Genomic DNA, 21,940 nt, shown 5'->3' with positions numbered 1-21,940 from the left:
CAAACCCGGCGCGGTTCATCCCGCCATCATCGCCGGGATAAAGAGCACCGACCCTACGATCACCCTGCAAGCCATCTGTACGCGGCTGGAAGCGATGCGCGAACCGACCCCACGAGGCCGCAGCAAATGGCAGCCATCATCCGTTCACATGCTGCTGCACAGAGCAGAAAAGCTCGGGTTGCTTCAGGAGCGACCCTGATTGTCGCCCGCTGGTTGACTGCGCCATCAAGCCGTGTATTCCACACCAACCTTTCCCCATGCGGGTGCGCGAAGTAAGTGATCTATCAATAGTGATGCGGTTCATCGAGTCGGGAATTCACCTCTGAGCTTCACCGAGCGATCGGTGACAGATCATCATATCAGGATCCTAAATTAGAGGTGATGGAGCTAGCTCAGGCTGGAACTCCCTGCCCTGATGCTCGCCTTTCGTGTTTAGAACGAGGTAGTAGCGGCATGCCTGGCAACTGGGTGGATAAGCGCTGGCCCCATCGGTGCAGGGTTCCCCCTCTAATCCTCAAGTCTACCACGTATAAATTATATGACTTGAGAACTGTGACCTCTTTTGACGGGGGGCTATACAAACGGCATCATAGGACGTGCTCCAGCATAGATAACTCGCACGCCCACTCGATCGGCTTTATGGCAGGGTTGCTGGGCTCCCAACCCATGGCATGCGCTTCAAGCGGAAGAATACAACTACCGCCCTTCCCGGCTTTCCTGAAGGATACGTGTACAGCTGCTTTCCCGTCCGATCCTGCATGCTGTTCGGCGTCATTTGCACCCTCTTATGATCAGATCTAACGCATCCCTATGTGTCTTGCAGCCGAAGTCGCGGCGATATGCAACGTGCCCTCACGCAAATGGCGGCCAGTAGCATCATTTTTAACCCAGTATGTTTGCTGGAGAGTTGGATCGGCATTTGAGCAACGACCGGCTTGCGAGGGCTGTCTAGAGATCTAGGAGCATCGAAAGACCTTAACGATGCCGAGCTTGCGCACTACTTAACTTCGCATTTTCTGGACTATTCAGGCACGGCCATACAGTCCGGCGCAAGTGGACGGTCGCAACGAAATCGCGACGACAGACCAAAGGTATCACACTGTCTATTTCTTTCAGTTGTTCCGATCCGATTTCCGCCTGTGCCGAACTCCGACGATTCCTTGCATCATGCGATGACCGGAAGCATATCAACAATGGTACATTGGATTGAGCCTGCACTTTGAAAGTTGACAGCTGTCAACTTTGTGGCTGCTAAGCTGGACTTCGTGGACCTTGGCTCGGGCAGCCTGCCGACCGGGGACGTATCATATCGTCAGGCGGACCTACATCGACCAGCGGAAATCACAAGGGCCGAGTTGACAGCTGTCAACTTTCGCTAGCTTGAAAATTCGATACCGCCCCGAGGCACNNGTGCCTCGGGGCGGTATCGCGTCTACAACAGGACGAAGCCTCCAATTCGAAGCCAAGGCTTCAGCCTGCGCCCAAACGACCAGGTGCATTAGAAATTCGCCCTAAAACAGACACCGCAAATTGCGATCATTCCTGCGATCGAACCTAGGATAACATTGTCTTTGTCGAGCGAAGCAAGATAGCCATAACGCCATATAGAATAGCCTGAAGTCGTGGACGGTTCGCACCCACCCGCCGTCTCTCGAAGGTATTCAAACAGACGCCCCGCTTGCTGGTCGAACTCACGAAAGCATCCGAAGGTTGGCTAGCTTTGACCAGTATCACCTCAGCATCATGTACAAAGCGCGGCGGACTTCGATCAAGTGAAGAGAAGTACGAGAGATTATACATCGAACCTTCCGCATCGGCGTTATCCAGAGATGTTCACATCTCGTCACGATAGCCTTGACCAGCTGATCCTACACACGTTCGAATATCGCTAGCGAAAACTCTCGTGGCCAAATGCCGTGCGACGACTTCTGGTCTATCGGTGCCTCTAGGATCAAGAATGGGGCTGCCCATTTGTGGTAAGGAGTATACTCTTTGAGGACATGTAAGATACCCTTATACCCTAGCAAACTTTCAGTCGCCGGCTACTTAATCGGTAACCGCGGAGCGACAAAAGCCTCCTGCCAAGGCGAACAGATGACATGTGGAAGACTAATACTCTCCGAACCAAGACATGACTGAACAGAACTCTTCTGCTTGCTAATTTTTTTTTGGTGTGTCCGGCGCCATGCTAGTCTTGCCTACCAGAGCATGTCATTGGGAGCTTGAAAGTTGGTCGTAAGATCTAGGCAACTGTAGTCCAGATAGGGATGCACCAAACCCCGTCAAGAAGTGGATCGTTACTTCGATATGAGCTTACTCGTGATTCAGGGCTCCATTGCAGACATCGGCTCGAACTGGTCAAGTCAGAGTTTACGCCAGTTCCAACATTGAGGTGGATGCATATTCATGGACGATCTCAGGAGCTACCAATCGAAAAGCGCGATTTCCTACTCCCAAAGCAAGCGCCCTCGCCATTGGTTCGCAGCAAAGCGAATGTCATAGGCAATGGTGTAAACGATGCCATACGCGCTTTTTGAGATAGCTTTCGCAGATATGCTCCTGGATTTGCAATTGAGCCCGCTCTTTCTAACATGCAGGCTACCGTTATAGCTGCGTGCAGATCTCCCATTGCGTCACACGCATAACGCCACCCTTCAGCGGTTATGCCCAGCATAGGATAGACAAACCACGCAAGGCGGACCAGATCATGCCAGGTATGAATATCTTCGGAAGCATAGTTCTTGACCTCCGGCGCGGCTCTCAGCACCTGGTCGAGGGTAAGGTTTTCGTCCTCATAGCCCTCTTCAGATTCTTTAAGATCTGTTTTTGAACTCTGATAGTGCCGCCCATTTTGACCGTCATTGCCGTCCAATTTTACGGGCGTTGGTTGCTTTCTAGCTGCCCTGACCCCGGCTTCCAGCATTTCTAGATCACTTTCGATCTCTTCGAGAAGGGTAGGGGAGGGCTTCCGTCTAAGGCGTGTTTGCAGCTGGACGCATAGGTCAAGAGGGCAGGATCTGTCCAGTCCCTGGGTCTGCTCCCATTCCAGGATCTTCCGAGTGTCGCGCAGTCGGATAACCAGTTCTTCGCGTTTTATGCGAAGCTGTAGCACCCGCTCTCGTGTGGCCTCCGCCGCCGCGGCGATTTCCTCGGACATGACGAGCAATGGACGCAGATCGAAACCGAACGCGACCGAACGGCCGTTTACAGCCTTTCGTGAGTACCTCTTTCCATTCGCGCTATCGCGACGAATGATCAACCCGGCATCGATCAGCGCTGTGAGGTGCCGGCGGAGGGTGCTCTCGGCCATCCCATGCGCGCGTTCGGACAGGGACCGGTTCGAAGGAAACACCACGAGCATTTGCCCGTCCTGCAATTGCTGCGACGGATGGAAAGACAGCAGCGCTGAAAGCACACTTATATCGCGATCACTGACCTTGAATTGCTCTCGCGCGCAGGTCAGATCACGCAGGATCTGCCACTTGTCAGCGACAGGGCAGGGGGATGCTCTTTCGGACAGCGCTTGGGCTGCCAGAAGGCCAGCCGTAACCGGCTGCCGCCCAAAGGGCGTCATTGAAACGTGGTTCATGAGTGTTCACGGGTTATAAACCTCCGACCGCCCGACCGGACGCTGTTGACAGCTGTCAACGAATGCCGCTATCATTGAGTTGCGAGTTCAAGAAGCGGCCCTCTGGGATTTACGTCCTGGGGGGCTTTTCTGTTAGGTTCGTCCCTTCGTGCCTCCGTCTTAAAGTTGCGGGATTCTTCTCGTCACTTGTCTTTCCATTGACGATGAAGTTCGGGAAGCTGTTCCAGAAGCCAGTCACCAAAGGCGCGGCCTTCTCCGGTCAGCTCGATCACGGTCTTGCGCTTTTGGCGGAGCGCCTTGCCCAAGGACTTGCCGGTGCCGTCCGCCAAGGGCACTTCCTGGGCGGGTGTACGCGGGGGAGTCAAAGAGGACAGCACTGCCAGAAACCTTGCATCCGAGTCTGGTCCGACTGCTGCAGCGATTAAGGTGTCGACCGGTTTGCCCTTGGCCTTCTCGACCAAGGTGAGCCATCGGTCGCGACCTGCGCCCGGAGCTGACCCGATCACTTGGATCAGCTGAGTGGGCAGGGCATCGACAATCATCAGCATGCGAGAGATTACCGTCTTGTCGATTGAAAGCGCGTCGCAGATTATCTTACGATCGTAGCCGGCAGCCTGCATCTGCGCGGCGAAGCTGGCTTTTTCTATAAAGCTCAGGTTCTTGCGTGCGTTATTTTCCTGGCCCTGCGCAACGACGAGTTCACGATCGCTTAAACTGCGGACCATGGCGCGAACGGGTAGGCGAAGTTCCTTAAGTGCGCGGACGCGACGCCTTCCGAAGACGATGTCAAAACGTCCTTCCTCGGTAGTGCTCTCGCGCAGCATGACTGGGACCTGTTGGCCGTATTCTCGGATCGAAGCTTTGAGTGCGGCTATACCCTCCTCATCCTCGTCCAGCCGATCAGTCATGCCCGCCATGTCGATCAAATCAGCAGGTACATCGACAAGCGCGCGCGACTTAAGTTCCGAAAGCGACTGGCTAACGGCCCCGATCGCGCCTCGGTTCGATCGAGGCGCAGCAGTGGGGGCTGCGGGCCTATCGTCCGCGGTTGGAGTCATTAATCCTTTCAACAGGTCCTTGCGTGCCATCACAGCCCTCCCTTTCGTCCCCAAGCGGCCTGAATCAGATCCTCGATCTCTCTATTCACGGCGTTCAGGCTTTCCATCGCGCGTTCATAGGTTCCGCGCGTGAACTGGCTTTTTTCGACCTCGTAAAGGGTTTGCTTGGTGATCCCGGCATCCGAGATTGCCGTGGATTTGAGCACCGGATGGTTGAGTACGTGATCCCCGAACATCGATCGCATGAAGCTGACCATCTGGTTTTGGGGGCCGTCGCCCGGTTCGTACCGGGTCACGACATATCGCAGCCAGTCGTAGTTCATGTCGCCCCCCGCATCCGCGACCACGCCCAACAGGTTCGAGGTCATCAGCAGGAACTGACACATCGACATCACGTCCAGCATCTGGGGATGGACCGTCACCAGAATGGCGGTCGCAGCCGACAGCGCCGACATGGTCAGGAAACCCAGCTGGGGTGGACAGTCGATCACGACGACGTCGTAATCATCCTCGATTTCGGCCAGCTTGTCGCCAATTCTGGTAAAGAAAAGATTACCGGACCGCGCGGCCAGCGCGCGGGGCGTGTCATGTTCGAATTCCATCAGGTCCAGATTGCCGGGAATCAGGTCCAGATTGGTGAAATAGGTTTTCTGGATCACGTCGCGCAGCGGAACGGGATCGTCATAGCGGATCGCATCGTACAGCGTGCCGCCATCCAGCAGGTCGAATTCCGGCTGGAAACCGTGCAGCGCCGACAGGCTGGCCTGCGGGTCAAGATCGACCCCCAGCACCCGATACCCGTCCAATGCCAGCTTCTGCGCCAGATGCGCGGCGGTGGTCGTCTTGCCCGAACCACCCTTGAAATTAATCACCGCGACGACCTGCAGATGATCGTCACCGCGCCGGCCGGGCAAATAGGTTCCGGGCGATTTCGCTCCCTTTTCAAGGGTTTCGCGCAATTCCTGGATATCCGCCGGTGAATAGTATCGCCGCCCCCCGGCGCGCGTTTCCGGCGAAGGGCCGCGTCCCTCCAAATGGAGCATCCGCAAATAGGCGTCTTTAACGCCTAGCAGCGCCGCAGCCTCTCCCGAGGTAAACTTACGCAGTTCCTTTCGCGCATTAGGGGGAAAAAGCTGTTCGCGATGTGCTTGCAGCCGTTCGGACAGCCGTGCAGCATGATCGCCGACCAGCCGGTCTATCCTGGTTCGCTTGTGCATCCTGCCCTCAGTGCCTGTAGTTACGCTTTTTGGCGTCTTATTCGTCTTGTTTCGTAAACTATGCGCATGGCTGTGATTCTCGCAACATTTTTCGCGCCCGCGGTTGCCATTTTTCTGCTGGTCTTGATCCGGTAAGCCGAGGGGCCTATGTGTAATGCAAGATATGCTTTTGCATTGGGGCCTAACATGCAGGAATCCACCATCACGGCGCGGGGACAGACCACCGTGCCCCGCGACATCCGGGCGGCACTGAACCTGCGCCCCGGCGATCGGCTGCGTTATCTTCTGCTGGACGATGGCGAGGTGCGGCTAATGCGCTGCCGCCCCGCGATCGAGCTTGGCGGGCTGCTGAAGGGCAGGGGGCGCCAGGGCGTTTCGCTGCAGGACATGGACGATGCCATCGCCCAGGGGGCCGCGCGCAGGTGACGGGCCTCGATACGAATGTCGTCATCCGCTTCCTGATGCAGGACGATGCCGAACAGGGCAGGATGGCCAGCGATCTGATCGCGACCCTGACCGAAGAGGCGCCCGGCTTTGTCTGCCGCGAGGTGCTGGTCGAGATCGTCTGGGTGCTCGAACGCGCCTATGGGCTGGGCCGCGACGATATCTGCCAGGCGTTGGACGGTCTGCTCGAGGCGCAGGAGCTGATCCTGGAATCTGCCGAACGCGTCGCGCTGGCGGCCGAACGGTATCGCCGCGGCGGGCCGGGCTTTGCCGATCAGATGATCGCGCTGGCGGGGCAGGGGGCCGGCTGCGCGCGGACCGTGACCTTCGATCGCAAGGCCGCGAAGCTGCCCGAGATGGCGCTGGCGGGCGGATCCTAGCCCCGGTCGAATGCCTTTTCAGGGTTGATCGTCGGGCCCGTGGATCTGGCGCAGAACCTCGATGAAGGCATCGACCATCCCCGAGACCGGCTGCGCCTCGGGTCGTGCCACGACATAGGTGAAGTCCAGGCTCGGCTCGAACGGACGGGTCACCACGCCGCTTCTGCGCCAGGGATCCGCGGCGAAGGGCTCGATCAGCCCGATCGCCAGGTTCCGGGCGATCAGGGCATAGCCCGTATGAGAGCTTTGCGTGGCGATGTCGCTGCGGAACCGGACGCCGGACTGTTCCAGCACGGCGGTCGTCGCATCCCAATCGACATTGCCCTCGGGCAGGATGCGCAGCATGTTTTCCCCCGTCAAGTCCTGCGGCGTGATCACCGCCTTCGATGCCAGGGGATGGGTGTGATGCATCGCGCAGACATGCGCGGCCGTCAGGAACGGCTCTTGCGTCAGGCCGGGCAGATCGGGAAAGGCATGGGTGATTCCCAAGCTGGCCTGATGCGTCTGTAACCGCAGGGCGATCTGGGTATAGGACGCGGTTTCGAGCTGGAATGCCACATTTGCGTGCAGTTCGCGGAAGCGTGCAATCGCGCGCGGCAGAATGCCTGTCGAGAGGGCAGGGGTGGCGAAGACCTTCAGCGTGGTGGGTGAGCGGTCGCGAAGCTGCTGGGCGGAATGTTCCAGCGCATCCATCCCGATGAAGAAGCGGTCGACCGCGGAATAGAACCGGATCGCCTCGGGGGTCGGGTGCAGCCGCCCCTTGCTGCGTTCGAACAGCTTGAATTGCAGATGAATTTCCAGATCGGCAATCAACCGGCTGATCGCCGGCTGCGTCACCGACATCAGCTTGGCGGCCTGCGCCGTCGTGCCCGTCTGCATCACGAACCGGAAGGCTTCGACCTGACGATGCTTCATGATCTGCCCCGCAACCCATAACATTCACGCATAGAACAATGTATCAAAATGACTTGAACGCATCAACCTTGCAGCCAAGAAACATGGAATGGTTTTGGACAGGGAAGGATGCAGGGTGCAGCAACCAAGGATACTGGTCGCCGGCTATGGCGCATGGGCGAAGGCGGAAAACAACCCGGCCGCGCAGGTGGTCAAGGAGCTTGCCAAGCGCGACTGGACCGGCTGCGAGGTCATCGGCCATGTCATGCCGGTCAATACGGCCGATCTGCGCGGCCATGTCGAAGACCTGCTGACGACGCATCTCCCGGATGCCTGGGTCGGGATCGGCGTGTCCGAGGCGGCGATCGTCCAGGCCGAGATGGTCGGCATCAACTGGCGCCATTTCGACGTTCCCGACAGCACCGGCACAAGCGTCGACCGGCAGCCGATCCTGCCGGGCGGGCCGGTGGGTTACAACGCCACGCTGCCGAATGCCGCCATGGTCGCCGCCATGAACGAAGCGGGCATCCCGGCATCGCTGTCCTTCAGCGCGGGCACGCATCTGTGCAACCAGATGCTCTATACCACCGCGCATGTCATCGAGGAACGCGGCCTGCCGACGCTGAGCGGCTTCATCCACGTGCCCCAGACCCCCGCCAACATCGCCCTGATCCCGGGCCGCAAGCGGCATGCCGCCTCGATGAGCCTGGCGATGACGACCGATGCCCTGGCGATCTGCATCGACACCCTGGTCGCCGCGCTGAAGGCCCGCCACCCCGAAACCGTCTGATCAGGAGCCCCGCATGCAACAGGCCAGTTCATCGAATGCGCCCCTTCTCTCGGTCCGCGACCTCAGCGTCGATTTCGGCCACGGACCTTCCGCCGCCCGCGTCGTCGACGGCGTGTCCTTCGATCTGCATCACGACCGGACCCTTGCCATCGTGGGCGAATCCGGTTCGGGCAAATCGATCACCTCGCTGGCGATCCTGGGTCTGCTGAAGCATCTGGGCGGGCGCGTCGCCGGGGGCGAGATCCGGTTTCACAGCGACGTGCTGGGACGCGATGTCGACCTGGGCCAGCTGTCCGAGCGCGATCTGCGCAAGGTGCGCGGCAACGAGATCGCGATGATCTTCCAGGAACCGATGACCTCGCTGAACCCGGTCTACAGCATCGGCTCTCAGATGGTCGAGACGCTGGCCCTGCACCAGGACCTGTCGCGCCGGGATGCGCGCAGGAAGGCGATGGAGTTTCTGGACCTTGTCCGGCTGCCCCATGTCGGGCGGCTTCTGGACAGCTATCCCCATCAGCTTTCGGGGGGCATGCGCCAGCGCGTGATGATCGCCATGGCCCTGTGCTGCCAGCCCAAGGTGCTGATCGCCGACGAACCGACCACCGCGCTGGACGTGACCATCCAGGCGCAGATCCTGCACATCATCCGCGACCTGCAGGCCGAGATGCGGACCTCGGTGATCTTCATCAGCCATGACATGGGCGTCGTGTCGGAAATGGCCGACGACGTGCTGGTCATGCGGGCCAGCAAGCCGATCGAGGCCGGCCCCGTGACCGAGGTCCTGAGCCGCCCCGCCATGCCCTATACCCGCGCGCTGCTGGCCGCGGTGCCGCGCATCGGGTCGATGACCGGGACCACGATGCCCAGGCTTTTCGCCATTCCGGGCCAGAAGACCGCACCCGATGCCGTGCCCGCGAAACCCGTGGACCGCAGCAAGCCCGTGCTGGAGATCGAGGACCTGACCGTCCGCTTCGACATCCGCGGCGGTCTGATGAGCCGCGTCACCCACCGCGTCCACGCCGCCGAGAAGGTGTCCTTCGACATCTATCCGGGCGAAACGCTGGCCCTGGTGGGGGAATCGGGCAGCGGCAAATCGACCGTGGGCAAGACCATCCAGCAGTTGCAGGAACCGGTATCGGGCGCGATGCGCTTTCACGGGCAGGACATCTTCTCGTTGCCCGCCGAGGACCGCAAGGCGTTCCGCAAGCAGACGCAATACGTCTTCCAGGACCCCTACGGATCGCTGAACCCGCGCAAGCCGGTGGGCGAAAGCCTGATCGAACCGGCATGGGTGCATGGCCTCGTGACCTCTCGGGCCGAGGCGCGCGAGAAGGTGGCCGACCTGCTGGTCAAGGTGGGACTGCCCGCCGAACATGCCGGTCGCTATCCGCACCAGTTCTCGGGCGGGCAACGCCAGCGCCTGTGCATCGCGCGCGCCCTGGCCTGCGATCCCAGCCTGATCATCGCGGACGAGGCGGTGTCGGCACTGGATGTCAGCGTCCAGGCGCAGGTCGTGAACCTGCTGATGAAGCTGCAGGCCGAACAGGGGCTGTCCTATCTGTTCATCACCCATGACATGGCCGTGGTCGAACGCATCAGCCACCGCGTGGCCGTGATGTATCTGGGCCAGATCGTCGAGATCGGCACCCGGCAGCAGATCTTCGAGAACCCCCAGCACCCCTATACCAGGCGGCTTCTATCCGCCGTGCCCGTTCTCGATCCGGGGGTGCGCCGCAGCAGGCCGCCGCTGGAGGGAGAGATCGCAAGCGGCATGCGTGCCGTCGGCGACGAGCCCGCACCGATCGAATTCGTGGCGATCGGCGACGGGCATTTCGTGGCGGCCCACGCCCAATAAGACAAACCAATCACCCCGACAGGAGACATCCACATGAGTTTTCGTCACCCCTTCCCGGCAAGGAACGTCCTGCGTTCGGCAGTGCTGCTGTCCTGCCTGGCCCTGGCCGCGCCGGCCTTTGCCCAGGACAGGACGCTGACCGTCGGCCAGAACCGCGATCCCCAGAACCTGGACCCGATCGACACCTTCCGCCTGTCCTGGGGCTCGATCGGCAGCAACGTCTTCGACGGCCTGGTCTTCCGCGACGAGGACCTGGAGATCCAGCCCGGCCTGGCCACCGACTGGGAATTCCTCGACGATGACACCCGCATCCGCTTTCACCTGCGCGACGGGGTCGAATTCCACAACGGAGAGCCGTTCAACGCCGATGCGGTCAAGTATACCTTCGACCGCCTGCTGGGCGAGGAAGGCCTGAAGGGGCCGCAGCGCAGCAACTATACCTCGATCCGCGAGGTCGTGGTGGTGGACGAACGGACCGTCGATTTCCTGATGGAGCGTCCCGACCCGGTGCTGATCACCAAGCTGGCCGGTTACGGCGCGATGATCGTGCCGCCCAAATACATCGAGGAGGTCGGCGAGGAGGCCTTCGACATGAAGCCCGTCGGCACCGGCCCCTTCCAGGTGACCGAATACATCCCCACCGTCGGCGTGAAGCTGGCCAAGTTCGACAATTACTGGAACGGGGAGGCCAAGGTCGACGCGGTCAACATCCGCTTCATCCCCGAGGACGCGACCCGCATCGCCGAGCTGCTGTCCGGCGGGGTCGACATCTCGATGAACATCCCCTCGCCCTCGGTCGAGACGATCGAGCAGAACCCGAACGTGAACCTGCTGGCCGTGGACGGTCCGACCGTCGTGCTGACCCGATTCGACACCTCGAAGGGGATCACCGCCGATCCGCGGGTGCGCAAGGCCATCGCCATGGCGGTCGATCGCGACACCATCGTCCAGGCGCTGCTGGGCGGCCTGGCCAACCCCATCTCCAGCGCGCAGAGCGCCAAGAGCTTCGGCAACGATACCGCGTTGGAACCCTATCCTTTCGATCCCGAAGGCGCCAAGGCGCTTCTGGCCGAGGCGGGCGTCGAGCCGGGGACCGAGATCACGCTGGACATGCCCAGCAACGACGAAAGCTTCCGCGAGGTGGCGCAGGTCATCGCGGCCTTCCTGGGGCAGGTGGGTCTGAACGTGAACATCCGCAACCATGAACGCAGCGTCTATTTCGACGACATCATCGAGAACGGAAAGACCGGCGAGATGTATTATTTCGGCTGGGGCGGCTGGACCTTCGATTTCGACAACACGGCCTATCTGCTCTATCACAGCGGCGAACGGAACAATCCCTACATCGAGGACGAGAAGCTGGACACGCTTCTGGACCAGCAGCGCGAGACCTATGACCGCGAGGTGCGCGAGGGCGCGCTTCAGGAAGTGGCCCGCTATGCCCATGAACAGGCGCTGGACCTGCCGCTCTACAATCTCTCGACCATCTACGGTGTCAGCAACCGCGTCGAAGGCTTCGTGCCGGCCCCCGACGAGCGTGCCCGCTACATGGACGTGACGGTGAAATAAGCCGCATGGCCCCCGGGCGGCGTCCGGGGGCCATGTTCCGCAGCCGCATCCGCGCAAACCATCGGCCGCAAGAGAGGACCTTCATGCCCGTATTCCGTTTCATCCTGCAGCGTGTGCTCCAGGCCGTCCTCGTGACGCTGGTGGTGACGCTGTTCGTGGCCTTCGCCGTGCGACTGACCGGCGATCCGGCAGTGATGCTGACCTCGGAATCCAGCAGCGTCACCCCCGAGGACCTGAACCGCATCCGCGAGGCACTGGGCCTGAACCAGCCCTTCCACATGCAGTATTTCGACTTCATCCGCAGCCTGGTGACGTTCGATCTGGGCAATTCCTTCTTCCGCGGCTCGATCCGCGACCTGATCGGTATCGCGCTGCCTTCGACCCTGCTTCTTGCGCTGGCCTCGATGGGGATCTCGATCCTGATCTCGATCCCGCTCGGGATACATGCGGCGCTGCACAAGGGGGGCATCTCGGATCAGGTCATCCGGGTGCTGTCCCTCGTGGGGCTGTCATTCCCGAATTTCTGGCTGGGTATCATGTTCGTGCTGCTGTTCTCGATCGCCTTCCCGATCCTGCCGGCCTCGGGCTTCGAGAGCTGGTCGGCGCTGATCCTGCCCGCCACGACCATCGGGATCATCCTGACCGCCACCAATGTGCGGCTGGTGCGGACCCAGATGCTGGAAACGCTGTCGGCGCAATACGTGATGGTGGCCCGCGCCAAGGGCCTGAACGAACGGGCGGTCATCTACAAGCACGCGCTGCGCAACGCGGCCATCGCCATCGTCACCTTCCTGGGGTTGCAGTTCGGCAACCTGATCGGCGGCCTGGTCGTGGTCGAGCTGGTGTTCAACTGGCCGGGCATGGGCACCCTGTCGATCGAGGCGATCGCGCAGCGCGACTATCCGCTGCTGCAGGCGACCGTGTCGATCCTGGCGATCATGATCGTCGCCGTGAACCTTGCCGTGGACCTCGTCTATGGCCTCATCGATCCTCGTATCCGGGTGGCCTGACATGACCGACACGACGCAAACCCCCGCCCTCTCGGCCCTTGGCCGCTTCAAGCAAAGCCCCTTTGCCAAGTTCGAATTCGTCGCCGGCGCGACGCTGACCGCGCTGCTGACGCTGCTGGTCCTGTTCTCGGGCGTCCTGTTTCCCGGCGGAGGTGCCGAGGTGAACCTGCTTGCCCGCCTGGCCGAGCCGTTCCAGAGCTGGGCGCATCCCTTGGGCACCGACCCCCTGGGGCGCGACATCCTGGCCCGGATCGTCCATGGCGGGCGCATCTCGTTGATCGTGGGGCTTCTGTCGGCGCTTGGTTCGGTGATCCTGGGGACGGTGATCGGGCTCTATGCCGGATATTACCGCGGGTTTCTGGATACCTTCGTGATGCGCTTTGCCGATGTGCAGCTGGCCCTGCCGTTCATCCTGCTTGCCATCACGGTCATCGCCATCGTCGGGCCGGGCGTGGACCGGATCATCATCCTGATGATCGTGTCGCAATGGGTGCAATACGCCCGCCTGGTCCGCGGTTCGGTGCTGAGCCTGCGCCAGCGCGAATTCGTCCAGGCCGCGGTCAGCTACGGTCTGCCCAATTGGCGGATCATCTTCCGGCATATCCTGCCCAATGCGATGGGCCCGCTGATCATCCTGCTGACCCTGAACGTGGCCAACAACATCCTTCTGGAAAGCAGCCTGACCTTCCTCGGTCTTGGGGCCGATCCGCAGACGCCCAGCTGGGGCGGGATGCTGTCCGAGGGCCGCAGCTATGTCCAGACAGCGTGGTGGATCACGGTCTTCCCCGGTGTCGCGATCATGCTGACGGTGCTCGGGCTGAACCTGCTGGGGGATTGGCTGCGCGATGAGCTTGACCCCCTGGGCAAGACGCGCTGAGCAACTTGCCCTGTCATCATGCCGCCCTTCAGGGGGCGGCATATGGTGACCCGGTCGTGCCACGATCCGCTGGCCGGGCGTGGCGCGACCCCTGCCGGCGGAAATTCGACACGCCGGATGCATTCGGAATGATGGGTTACCGAAGAACGGCCAGGCTGGCATTTTCAGTCTGCGATCGCACCAGCCTCAGGCTGCCGCATCCGCCATAATTCACGGATCCCTCCATCTCATCGGCCGATAGACGCGTGGTGAAGCCCACCATCTGATACCCGGATGGCTTCTCTATCCAGGCGCGCGGCCGAGCCACGAGGATGTTTTCCGCATCATCATAGGATATCGCGATCTCGTATTTCCCATCCGGCACATCGTTGGCGTTGCGTTCGATGCCATAGAAATGGAACACCCCGGATATACCGTCCAAGGTTGCAATATCGTTGATCGTGACGGTCAGACCTGTCGAGCCTTGCCCGCAAAGGTACTCGCCCTTCCACACGCCCGGAAGCCGATCCGAGAGAGCTGCCAGCAACTCCTCCAGCCTTGCTTCCTCATCATCGGCCCGCACTTGCACCTCGGCCTGAAAACGCGCCGCTTCTTTCGAGCCGACGACAAGCGCGGCGGGATCGAAGAAGTCCTTGGGCCTGCCCAGGATGTTGATGGCATTCATGTTCTCGAACTCGAATTCGGTCCTGAATGCCCCCATGCTGATATAGGAATGGGATATTCCATAAAGGGAAACCTCGGTATCCGCCTTGGTGATCACTTCGATAAGCTCATAATCCGCCGGGGCGAATTCCTCTAGGTGATCGGGAAGAAAGGTCTGTCGATACAGGGGCTCACGGTTTGAAACCGAAGCGATCATCCTGTTTCTGATCAGCGGGTTCACTGCATCGCCCGAGGTTGCGCTGGCGGTGATCTCAAGGTCTTCGACCCGCATCCAAGCGGGCAGTGTCTCGGCAATGCCCTTCGCCAACTGCATCTCGTCGGGGGGTTCCTGCGTGAAGGCATGAACGGGGATTGCGACAACCGCCATAGCCACTGAGATTATTTTCAACATATACAACTCGCACAAGATATGGGGCCGATCGTGTCAGTAATCCGCTTCGTCGCCTTCGCCGAAAAGGTATTTGCCAAGATCGCCACGGGCGAGGGCAGTCAGATAGCCTTGGGTACCCGCCGGGGACGAAAGGTCGAACCGGACCTTTCGATAGCTGTTCTCGTAAATGAACTCGGCCGCGTTGATCAGCCCCGATTGAGTGCCACGGCCGTAACGACCATCGATGGCCCCGGTATAGAAGCCCCCCGTCTGCAATTGCTCCTGTGCCGCACGCCTGTCCCTGTCCGCCAGCTTTTCGAAAGAGCTTTGCAGCGGATTGGCCTGAGCCATGGAAACCGACGGAACTGCGAGGGCAGCCATTGCGGCAAGTATGAAGAAACGTCTCAGCATTGCAGATCTCCAAAAGCAGCGCGGAAGATACGACTCGGTTCTTTATTAGATAGACTAGAACTATGGCTTGATCGCGGAATCTTGTTTCCAAGTTTATTTATGATATCTTAATGAAATTGCGGAAAAATTTCTGGAAAGTTGGATGGCTGCGCTGACTGGCGGCTGGTTCATATTGTAACGCTGACCCTGTGCATTCGATATCGGCGCATTGCGCAGGCGCATCCAGCTTGGAGAACCTGCATAGCTACGCGCGGGGCTGAACCATCGGCTAGAACCCCCGCGCGCACGGATACCAGTCCACCTCTGCGCGCCCTCGAGCGGGGCATCGATCAGCGGCTTGCGGCGGGGTAGGGGAGTCGGCTGGCCGAGTGACGGTCCCGTTCCGAACTGGTTCGGACGGCCTAACAGGAGATGGCGTGGAAGGTTGGGCATGCCCAGGCGCGGATCAATGCTCAGCCCTGCCGAGCGCGCATCACCTGCATAGTGTTCTTGTTGCAGCCTCGAAGGATCGCCGCTGTCCGGTGATCAAACGACAGGATTTCTTCGATCATGATCTTGATTGGCGGGGCGAAACCAGGATCGGTTTCTGGCAGGGCCTTGCGCCATTGGGAACGACTTATTGATCGCACGTCATTTACCCGATCTCGCGGCCCGCAGCTTGCAAGGTTCACGGCCGGAATCACAATATTTTCCGAGGTGCTCTGTAACGCCGCAAGTTGGGGCCGCGTAATGCAGTGCATAACCGCCTCACGACGCAGACACTGGAGTTTTTGCCATGACCATCCGTAAGCTGACCGCCATCGCAGCCCTTTCCGCCCTGACCGCTTTCCCGGCCTTTGCCACCGTTCAGGGCGCCAACGGCCCGCGCTTCGCCGACGAGGCTCCGGCGCAGTCGCTTCTGCATCGCGAGGTGCGGGCGGGCGACATCCTGCAACAGAAGGATCTCAAGCGCGCCGAGCTGTCGGCCCAGGACAGGATCTCTGTCAGCGAAGTTCCCGCGAACAGCGATCCGGTCGATTTCTCGAGCGCCAATAACGGCTGAGACGCCCTGCACCTTCCGCTTCATGCCCCGCAGACCCCCGCCACCTTGGCGGGGGTTTTGCGTTTCAGGGCCGGAGCGGCACCCATACCGGGGCCTTTTCGCCGTAAACGCCTGCGACATTCCGCGCCGCCGCAGGCACTGGCGGCGACCGGTTCGATCCTGTAGCCCACCGTGAGACGGCTACTGTGAGATGGCCCACTGGACGAAGAGGCGGAACGTATGGAACACTGGTCGGATGTCTTCCCGCTGATCTTCCTGCCTTTCAAACTGATCGTCCTGGGGATCGGGATGTTCTTTGCCATCAGGTGGCATGTCCAGCGGGACGCCGAGGAACGCGAGAAGCGGCAGCAGCGCAGGCAACCGCCGCGCTAGGGCGCGGTCCTTCCCCATCTGGTATTCCCGCGCGCGGCGCGTCTTCCGGCCGGTCACACCGCTTACATTCACGCACCCGTCCGCCAGCATGAACCGGAACGCCGCCGAAGAACCGTTGGTGGGACTTACCTACCGTAACGGCGATCATATCGGTGCACGCACGTTGCTTGGTGACTTGCGCAAGGTCGAATGGTCGCGCCGAGATCGACGATACGACGCCGACTGGTATCGTCATGCACTGGAAGCCAAAGGAATGCCTGGCTGAAACTGGCGCAAGACGACAACGGCGATACGAGCGGTGCGACCGTCTCGAGATCATGCCCGGCAGCTTTGGCAACTGGCGGCGCATCGTCACGCGATATGGCCGCCGCCCCAAGGTCTTCCTCTGGGCTATCGGTCTTGCTGCGACGTTATCTACTGGCCACGGTCCTTGGGACCATTCGACAGGGGTAACGGGACGTGGACATCGCGCGTGACTGAATCCTGGACGAGAGGAAAGGGCGAATTATCGTCATCGCAGTCGCAATTTATTCCCGAATACCGCGCTGGTTGCGGGCTTTATTCCCTGCTTGATGCTGCTGGTCATCTGAATTGGACCGTGCCGACTTTTCTGGAATCCTCAACTCCAGATTGACACGGCGCATCACACACGAAACCTTGGACAAGGCTCCCAAGCCGGGATGCGCAGGGCTGTCACGCGCTTGCTCCGCGGACGGTGCCTCGGCGTGTCAGGGCGGCAGGGTGGAACGCGGTTCCGATGGCCCAGCCGCCATATCCTTGCCCGTCGCGCGGGCTGCGCCTTGGGGGCGGTGCCGGGCCGGACCGCGACCCGTGCCCGCGGGTCGGAGGGCGCGCGTGATTTGTCGTCCCGGCCTTGCTCGTAACGGAACTGTCATGGCACAATAGTTGCTGACTGTGCAATCTTTGCATAGTGAGAAATGAAATCGGCGGATAACCAAGGATCGAGTGTCGGATGATACACAGCGTTCTAAGGCGATTGGGGGCAGCGCTGGCGCTGACTGGGTCCGTGACCGCCGCCAATGCGCAATTCGGACCGCCGGGCGGCATGGACGCGGGACCGCTGGAGGTGGGCGTGGTCGAGATGACCCTCCAGTAGATCCCGCGCATCGTGACCTCGCCGGGCAATGCCGTCGCGTATCAAGAGGTCGAGGTCCGCCCGCGGGTGGGGGGCGTCATCGAGGAAGTGCTCTATACGCCCGACGAGGTTCTCGAAGTCGGCGATCCGCTGTTTCGCATCGACGATTCCTCCTATGTCGCGGCCGAGGCCGCCGCGCGCGCGGATGTCGCCACCGCCGAAGCGAACCTGATCCTGGCGCAGGCCTCCAGCGACCGTGCCGAAAAACTGGTCGGGCGGGGCTACACCGAGGCCGAGGTCGAATCCGCCCGCGCGACGCTGGCCGAGGCCAAGGCCACCGTGGATTCGACCAAGGCGGCACTGGAATACGCCCAGACCGAACTGTCCTGGACCACCATCAAGAGCCCGATCGCAGGGCGGGCCGACGTCTCGACCGTTTCGGTCGGCGACCTGGTGACGGCCGGTCAGAGCGACGCGCTGACCACCATCGTGCAATCCGACCCGATCTATGTGGACATGGTGGAAGCCAGCGCGCGCATCCTGTCGGTGCGCAAGGCGATCACGGAAGGCACGATTACCCAGAACGACACGCTGCAGGCGTCGCTGACGCTGGAAAACGACGATGTCTATCACGGCACGGGGCAGCTGTTCACGGCGGGCAACTCGGCCTCGACCACGACCGGGACGGTGACGATCCGGTTCAGGTTCGACAATCCGGACCATGTGATCATCCCGGGCATGTTCGTGCGCGGGCAGGTGACCATCGGGACGATGCAGGCCTTTCTGGTGCCGCAGCGGGCCGCGACGCGGTCCAATTCGGGCAAGCTGACCGCCTATGTCGTGGGCGATGACGGCAAGGCCCAGCAGATCACGCTGGAAGACGACGGCAGCTATGACAATTCCTGGATCGTGCGCACCGGGTTGAACGAGGGCGACCAGCTGATCGTGGACGGCCTGTCGTCGGTCAAGCCGGGGCAGGACGTGAAACCCGTCGCCGCGACGATCGACGATGACGGCATCGCGCGCGACGCCGACACCGCCGCAGCGGAGGACTGAACCGATGGCCTCCTTCTTCATCCACCGCCCGGTCTTTGCCTGGGTGCTTGCCATCGCGACCATGCTGCTGGGTGCCTTCAGCATGAGCAGCCTGCCTATCTCGCAATATCCCGACATCGCCCCGACGACCGTGCGCATCAGCGCGACCTATACCGGGGCCTCGGCGGAAACGGTGGAAAACTCGGTCACCTCGGTGATCGAGGACGGTCTGACGGGCCTGGACGGGCTGACCTACATGATCTCGTCCTCCAGCGAGGGATCGGCCAGCGTGTCGCTGACATTCGACGATTCCATCGACCCCGACATGGCGCAGGTGCAGGTGCAGAACAAGCTGCAGCTGGTGGAATCCCAGCTGCCCGACACGGTGACGAACAACGGCGTGTCGGTCACGCGCTCGACCAGCTCGATCCTGTTGGTCGGGGCGCTGGTCAGCGAAGACGAAAGCTACACCTCGCTGGAACTGGGCGACATCCTCAGCAGCACCATCGAGGATGCGGTCCAGCGCACCGAGGGTGTCGGCTCGATCAACAGCTTCGGCACCGAATATGCCATGCGGATCTGGCTGAACCCCGAACGGCTGTACCAGTATCAGCTGACGGCATCCGACGTCACCTCGGCCGTGTCCGAACAGAACACCAACGTCACCGTCGGCAGCCTGGGCGATCAGCCGGTGGTCAAGGGTCAGCAATTCACCGTTTCCATGTCCGCGCAGTCGCAGCTGGAATCGGTCGAGGATTTCCAGAACATCCTGCTGAAGACCGAATCCGACGGATCGGCGGTCTATCTGGCCGACGTGGCCACGGTCGAACTGGCCGAGGAGGATTACGGCAGCGTCAGCCGCTTCGACGGACATCCGGCGGCGGGTTTCGCCGTCAACCTGTCCACCGGCGCCAATGCGGTCGATACCGCCGAGCGTGTGCGCGAAGTGATGGACGGGCTGTCCGGGGCGCTGCCCGAAGGCGTCAGCATCGAATGCCCCTATGACACCTCGCCCTTTGTCGAACAGTCCATCGAACAGGTCTACGAGACGCTGATCGAGGCCATCGTCCTGGTGTTCCTGGTGATCTTCCTGTTCCTGCAAAGCTGGCGCGCGACGATCATTCCCACGATCGCGGTGCCGGTGGTTCTGCTGGGCACGTTCGGGGTGCTGTCGGCCTTCGGCATGTCGATCAACACGCTGTCGATGTTCGCGCTGGTGCTGGCCATCGGCCTGCTGGTCGATGACGCCATCGTGGTGGTGGAAAACGTCGAACGCGTCATGGAGGAAGAGGGCCTGGACGCGAAGGCCGCCACCGAAAAGAGCATGGGCGAGATTTCGTCCGCGCTGGTCGGGATCGTCATGGTGCTGTCGGCGGTGTTCCTGCCGATGGCCTTCATGGACGGCTCGACCGGGGTGATCTACAAGCAGTTCTCGGTCACGATCATCTCGGCCATGGTGCTGTCGCTCTTCGTGGCGCTGATCCTGACGCCGGCCATGTGCGCGCAGCTTCTCAAGCCTGGGCATGGCAAGGCGCCGGTGGCGCCGCTGCGCTGGTTCAACAACGGGCTCGACCGGCTGACCGGGGGCTATGGCTCGACCGTCGAGCGGCTGGCCATCCGGCCCTTCCGCATGGTGATCGTGCTGGCGCTGGTGGGCGTGGGGGCCTACTGGATCTATGACCGTCTGCCCAGTTCGTTCCTTCCGACCGAGGATCAGGGCGTCCTGATGACCATGGTCGAACTGCCCCAGGGCTCGACCGTCCAGCAGACCCAGCACACGATCGAACAGATCGAGAATTACCTGCTGACCGAGGAAACCGAAGGCGTCGCCAGCGTCTTCGCCAATGTCGGCTTCAGCTTCAGCGGTTCGGGTCAGAATTACGGCATCCTGTTCATCAAGCTGAAGGATTGCGAGGAACGTCCGGGCGTCGATGCGGCCGATATCATGATGCGCGCGAACCAGAAGTTCGCCCAATCGCGGCTTGGCAGCATCTTCGTGCTGCAGCCGCCGGCCATTCCGGGTCTGGGCACGTCTTCGGGCTTTACCATGTATCTGGTCGATCAGTCCGGCTCGGGACAGGATGCGCTGAGCACGGCCGCAGATCAGCTTTTCGCCCTGGGCAACGAGGACGGGCGGGTCACCAACCTGCGCGGCAATGACGACGCCACCGAACCCGCCCTGAAGCTGCGGATCGACCAGCCGCGGGCCGAGGCCCTGGGTGTTTCGCTGTCGGATGTGAACAGCATGCTGTCCACGGTGTTCTCGGGGTCCTACGTCAACGATTTCCCGCTTGGCAACGACCTGCGCGAGGTGATCGTCCAGGGCCGCGCCGACTGGCGGATGCAGCCTTCGGACGTGGATCACTGGTATATCCGCAACGACGATTCCGAGATGGTCCCGCTGACCGCCTTCACCAGCCAGGAATGGGAGACGATCACGCCCAAGCTGGCCCGATACGGCGGCACCCGCGCGCTGGAAATCTCAGGCGAGGCCGCAAGCGGCACCAGCTCGGGCGATGCGATGGACCTGATGGAGGAGCTGACCGGCGAACTCGACGGGTCCTACGCCGCCGCATGGACGGGGCTGAGCTATCAGGAGCGTCTGTCGGGCGATCAGGAGGCCATTCTCTACTCCATCTCGGCGCTGGTGGTCTTCCTCTGCCTGGCCGCGCTCTATGAAAGCTGGGCGGTGCCCTTCGCGGTCATGCTGTCGGTGCCGGTGGGCATCCTGGGGGCGCTGGCGACGACATGGATCTTCGGGCAGGCGAATGACGTCTATTTCAAGGTGGGCCTGCTGACGACCATCGGCCTGGCGGCAAGAAACGCCATCCTGATCGTCGAATTCGCGGAATCCCTGCGCGCCAGGGGCCAGACGCTGATCGAGGCGACGACCATGGCGGCCCGCCAGCGTCTGCGTCCGATCCTGATGACGTCGCTGGCCTTCGGCTTCGGCATCCTGCCCTTGGTGCTTGCCTCGGGGGCAGGGGCAAATGCGCAGAAATCCATCGGCACGGGGATGCTTGGCGGGATCATCTTCTCGGCGGTCATCGGGGTGGTGATGGTTCCCGTCTTCTATGTCGCGGTGATCCGCACGACCGAGCTGTTCGGCAAACGCCGCAAGGCGGCGGCGTGACGTCGCCCTGCCGTCCGGGTGGTCCGCGTCCTGCGGGCTGCGCGGACGGCCCGGCCCGCAGGACGCGGCGGGCCCCTGGAATTCATGCAATACGGACACATGCGCAGCCAAGGTGGATTGCGCGACGAACACGGG

At 61.4% G+C, this 21,940-nt stretch carries 17 protein-coding genes and 1 pseudogene; 12 read left to right on the top strand and 6 right to left on the bottom strand.

Features of this window, described 5'->3' with window-relative positions:
* Positions 1-199: pseudogene (locus KO490_RS16305) on the top strand (hypothetical protein); the annotation flags it as partial.
* Positions 200-2,416: 2,217 nt separating this feature from the next.
* Here the strand turns inward: KO490_RS16305 and repC are convergent.
* The 3 genes from repC to repA form a co-directional block, all read right to left on the bottom strand.
* A complete protein-coding gene (repC, locus tag KO490_RS16300; protein WP_216020484.1) occupies positions 2,417-3,589 on the bottom strand; it encodes a plasmid replication protein RepC in 1,173 nt (390 codons plus the stop codon).
* A gap of 182 nt (positions 3,590-3,771) precedes the next feature.
* Positions 3,772-4,677, bottom strand: a complete 906-nt coding sequence (gene repB / locus KO490_RS16295; protein WP_216020483.1) for a plasmid partitioning protein RepB — start codon at positions 4,675-4,677, stop codon at positions 3,772-3,774.
* Positions 4,677-5,864 (bottom strand): plasmid partitioning protein RepA, encoded by a 1,188-nt coding sequence (gene repA / locus KO490_RS16290; protein WP_216020482.1) that lies wholly within the window; start codon positions 5,862-5,864, stop codon positions 4,677-4,679. Before repA ends, repB begins: the two co-directional genes overlap by 1 nt.
* Positions 5,865-6,050: 186 nt before the next feature.
* Between repA and KO490_RS16285 the strand changes: the two genes are divergently transcribed.
* Both KO490_RS16285 and KO490_RS16280 read left to right on the top strand, forming a co-directional pair.
* Positions 6,051-6,290: a type II toxin-antitoxin system PrlF family antitoxin gene (locus KO490_RS16285; RefSeq protein ID WP_216020481.1), complete on the top strand. Its 240-nt coding sequence runs from the start codon at positions 6,051-6,053 to the stop codon at positions 6,288-6,290.
* Positions 6,287-6,688, top strand: coding sequence for a PIN domain-containing protein (locus KO490_RS16280; protein WP_216020480.1), 402 nt, complete (start codon positions 6,287-6,289; stop codon positions 6,686-6,688). The genes KO490_RS16285 and KO490_RS16280 overlap by 4 nt, the downstream gene beginning before the upstream one ends.
* 18 nt (positions 6,689-6,706) lie before the next feature.
* Here the strand turns inward: KO490_RS16280 and KO490_RS16275 are convergent, their stop codons facing one another.
* The gene (locus tag KO490_RS16275) at positions 6,707-7,603 is read right to left on the bottom strand and encodes a LysR family transcriptional regulator (RefSeq protein ID WP_216020479.1); all 897 of its coding nucleotides are present in this window, start codon (positions 7,601-7,603) and stop codon (positions 6,707-6,709) included.
* Positions 7,604-7,718: 115 nt separating this feature from the next.
* Between KO490_RS16275 and KO490_RS16270 the strand changes: the two genes are divergently transcribed.
* From KO490_RS16270 to KO490_RS16250, 5 genes are all read left to right on the top strand, one after another.
* Positions 7,719-8,372 carry a pyroglutamyl-peptidase I gene (locus KO490_RS16270; RefSeq protein ID WP_216020478.1) on the top strand — a complete coding sequence of 218 codons (654 nt, stop codon included), beginning with the start codon at positions 7,719-7,721 and terminating at the stop codon, positions 8,370-8,372.
* 13 nt (positions 8,373-8,385) lie between these two features.
* A complete protein-coding gene (locus tag KO490_RS16265; protein ID WP_216020477.1) occupies positions 8,386-10,227 on the top strand; it encodes an ABC transporter ATP-binding protein in 1,842 nt (613 codons plus the stop codon).
* Positions 10,228-10,260: 33 nt separating this feature from the next.
* A complete protein-coding gene (locus tag KO490_RS16260) occupies positions 10,261-11,796 on the top strand; it encodes an ABC transporter substrate-binding protein (protein ID WP_216020476.1) in 1,536 nt (511 codons plus the stop codon).
* An 83-nt stretch (positions 11,797-11,879) separates the two neighbouring features.
* Positions 11,880-12,806 (top strand): ABC transporter permease, encoded by a 927-nt coding sequence (locus KO490_RS16255; RefSeq protein WP_216020475.1) that lies wholly within the window; start codon positions 11,880-11,882, stop codon positions 12,804-12,806.
* A 1-nt stretch (position 12,807) separates the two neighbouring features.
* Positions 12,808-13,683: an ABC transporter permease gene (locus tag KO490_RS16250; protein WP_216020474.1), complete on the top strand. Its 876-nt coding sequence runs from the start codon at positions 12,808-12,810 to the stop codon at positions 13,681-13,683.
* Positions 13,684-13,819: 136 nt separating this feature from the next.
* Here KO490_RS16250 and KO490_RS16245 read toward each other — a convergent pair whose 3' ends face one another.
* On the bottom strand, positions 13,820-14,713 hold the full coding sequence (locus tag KO490_RS16245) for a hypothetical protein (protein WP_216020473.1): 894 nt from the start codon (positions 14,711-14,713) through the stop codon (positions 13,820-13,822).
* A 57-nt stretch (positions 14,714-14,770) separates the two neighbouring features.
* Entirely contained in the window at positions 14,771-15,127 is a 357-nt protein-coding gene (locus tag KO490_RS16240) for a peptidoglycan-binding protein (protein ID WP_216020472.1), read from the bottom strand.
* Between the two features lie 775 nt (positions 15,128-15,902).
* Here KO490_RS16240 and KO490_RS16235 point away from each other — a divergent pair.
* The 4 genes from KO490_RS16235 (at position 15,903) to KO490_RS16220 (ending at position 21,805) form a co-directional block, all read left to right on the top strand.
* Positions 15,903-16,169: a hypothetical protein gene (locus tag KO490_RS16235; protein WP_216020471.1), complete on the top strand. Its 267-nt coding sequence runs from the start codon at positions 15,903-15,905 to the stop codon at positions 16,167-16,169.
* A gap of 219 nt (positions 16,170-16,388) precedes the next feature.
* On the top strand, positions 16,389-16,541 hold the full coding sequence (locus tag KO490_RS16230) for a hypothetical protein (protein ID WP_216020470.1): 153 nt from the start codon (positions 16,389-16,391) through the stop codon (positions 16,539-16,541).
* Between the two features lie 1,129 nt (positions 16,542-17,670).
* Positions 17,671-18,693 carry an efflux RND transporter periplasmic adaptor subunit gene (locus KO490_RS16225; RefSeq protein WP_216020469.1) on the top strand — a complete coding sequence of 341 codons (1,023 nt, stop codon included), beginning with the start codon at positions 17,671-17,673 and terminating at the stop codon, positions 18,691-18,693.
* A gap of 4 nt (positions 18,694-18,697) precedes the next feature.
* Positions 18,698-21,805 (top strand): efflux RND transporter permease subunit, encoded by a 3,108-nt coding sequence (locus KO490_RS16220; protein ID WP_216020468.1) that lies wholly within the window; start codon positions 18,698-18,700, stop codon positions 21,803-21,805.
* The last annotated feature ends 135 nt before the right edge of the window (positions 21,806-21,940 follow it).

The sequence above is a fragment of the Paracoccus sp. C2R09 genome (assembly GCF_018860625.1).
Lineage (GTDB): Bacteria > Pseudomonadota > Alphaproteobacteria > Rhodobacterales > Rhodobacteraceae > Paracoccus.
Note: the sequence above shows the minus strand (reverse complement) of the source record. Positions and strands in the feature narration are given on the sequence as shown.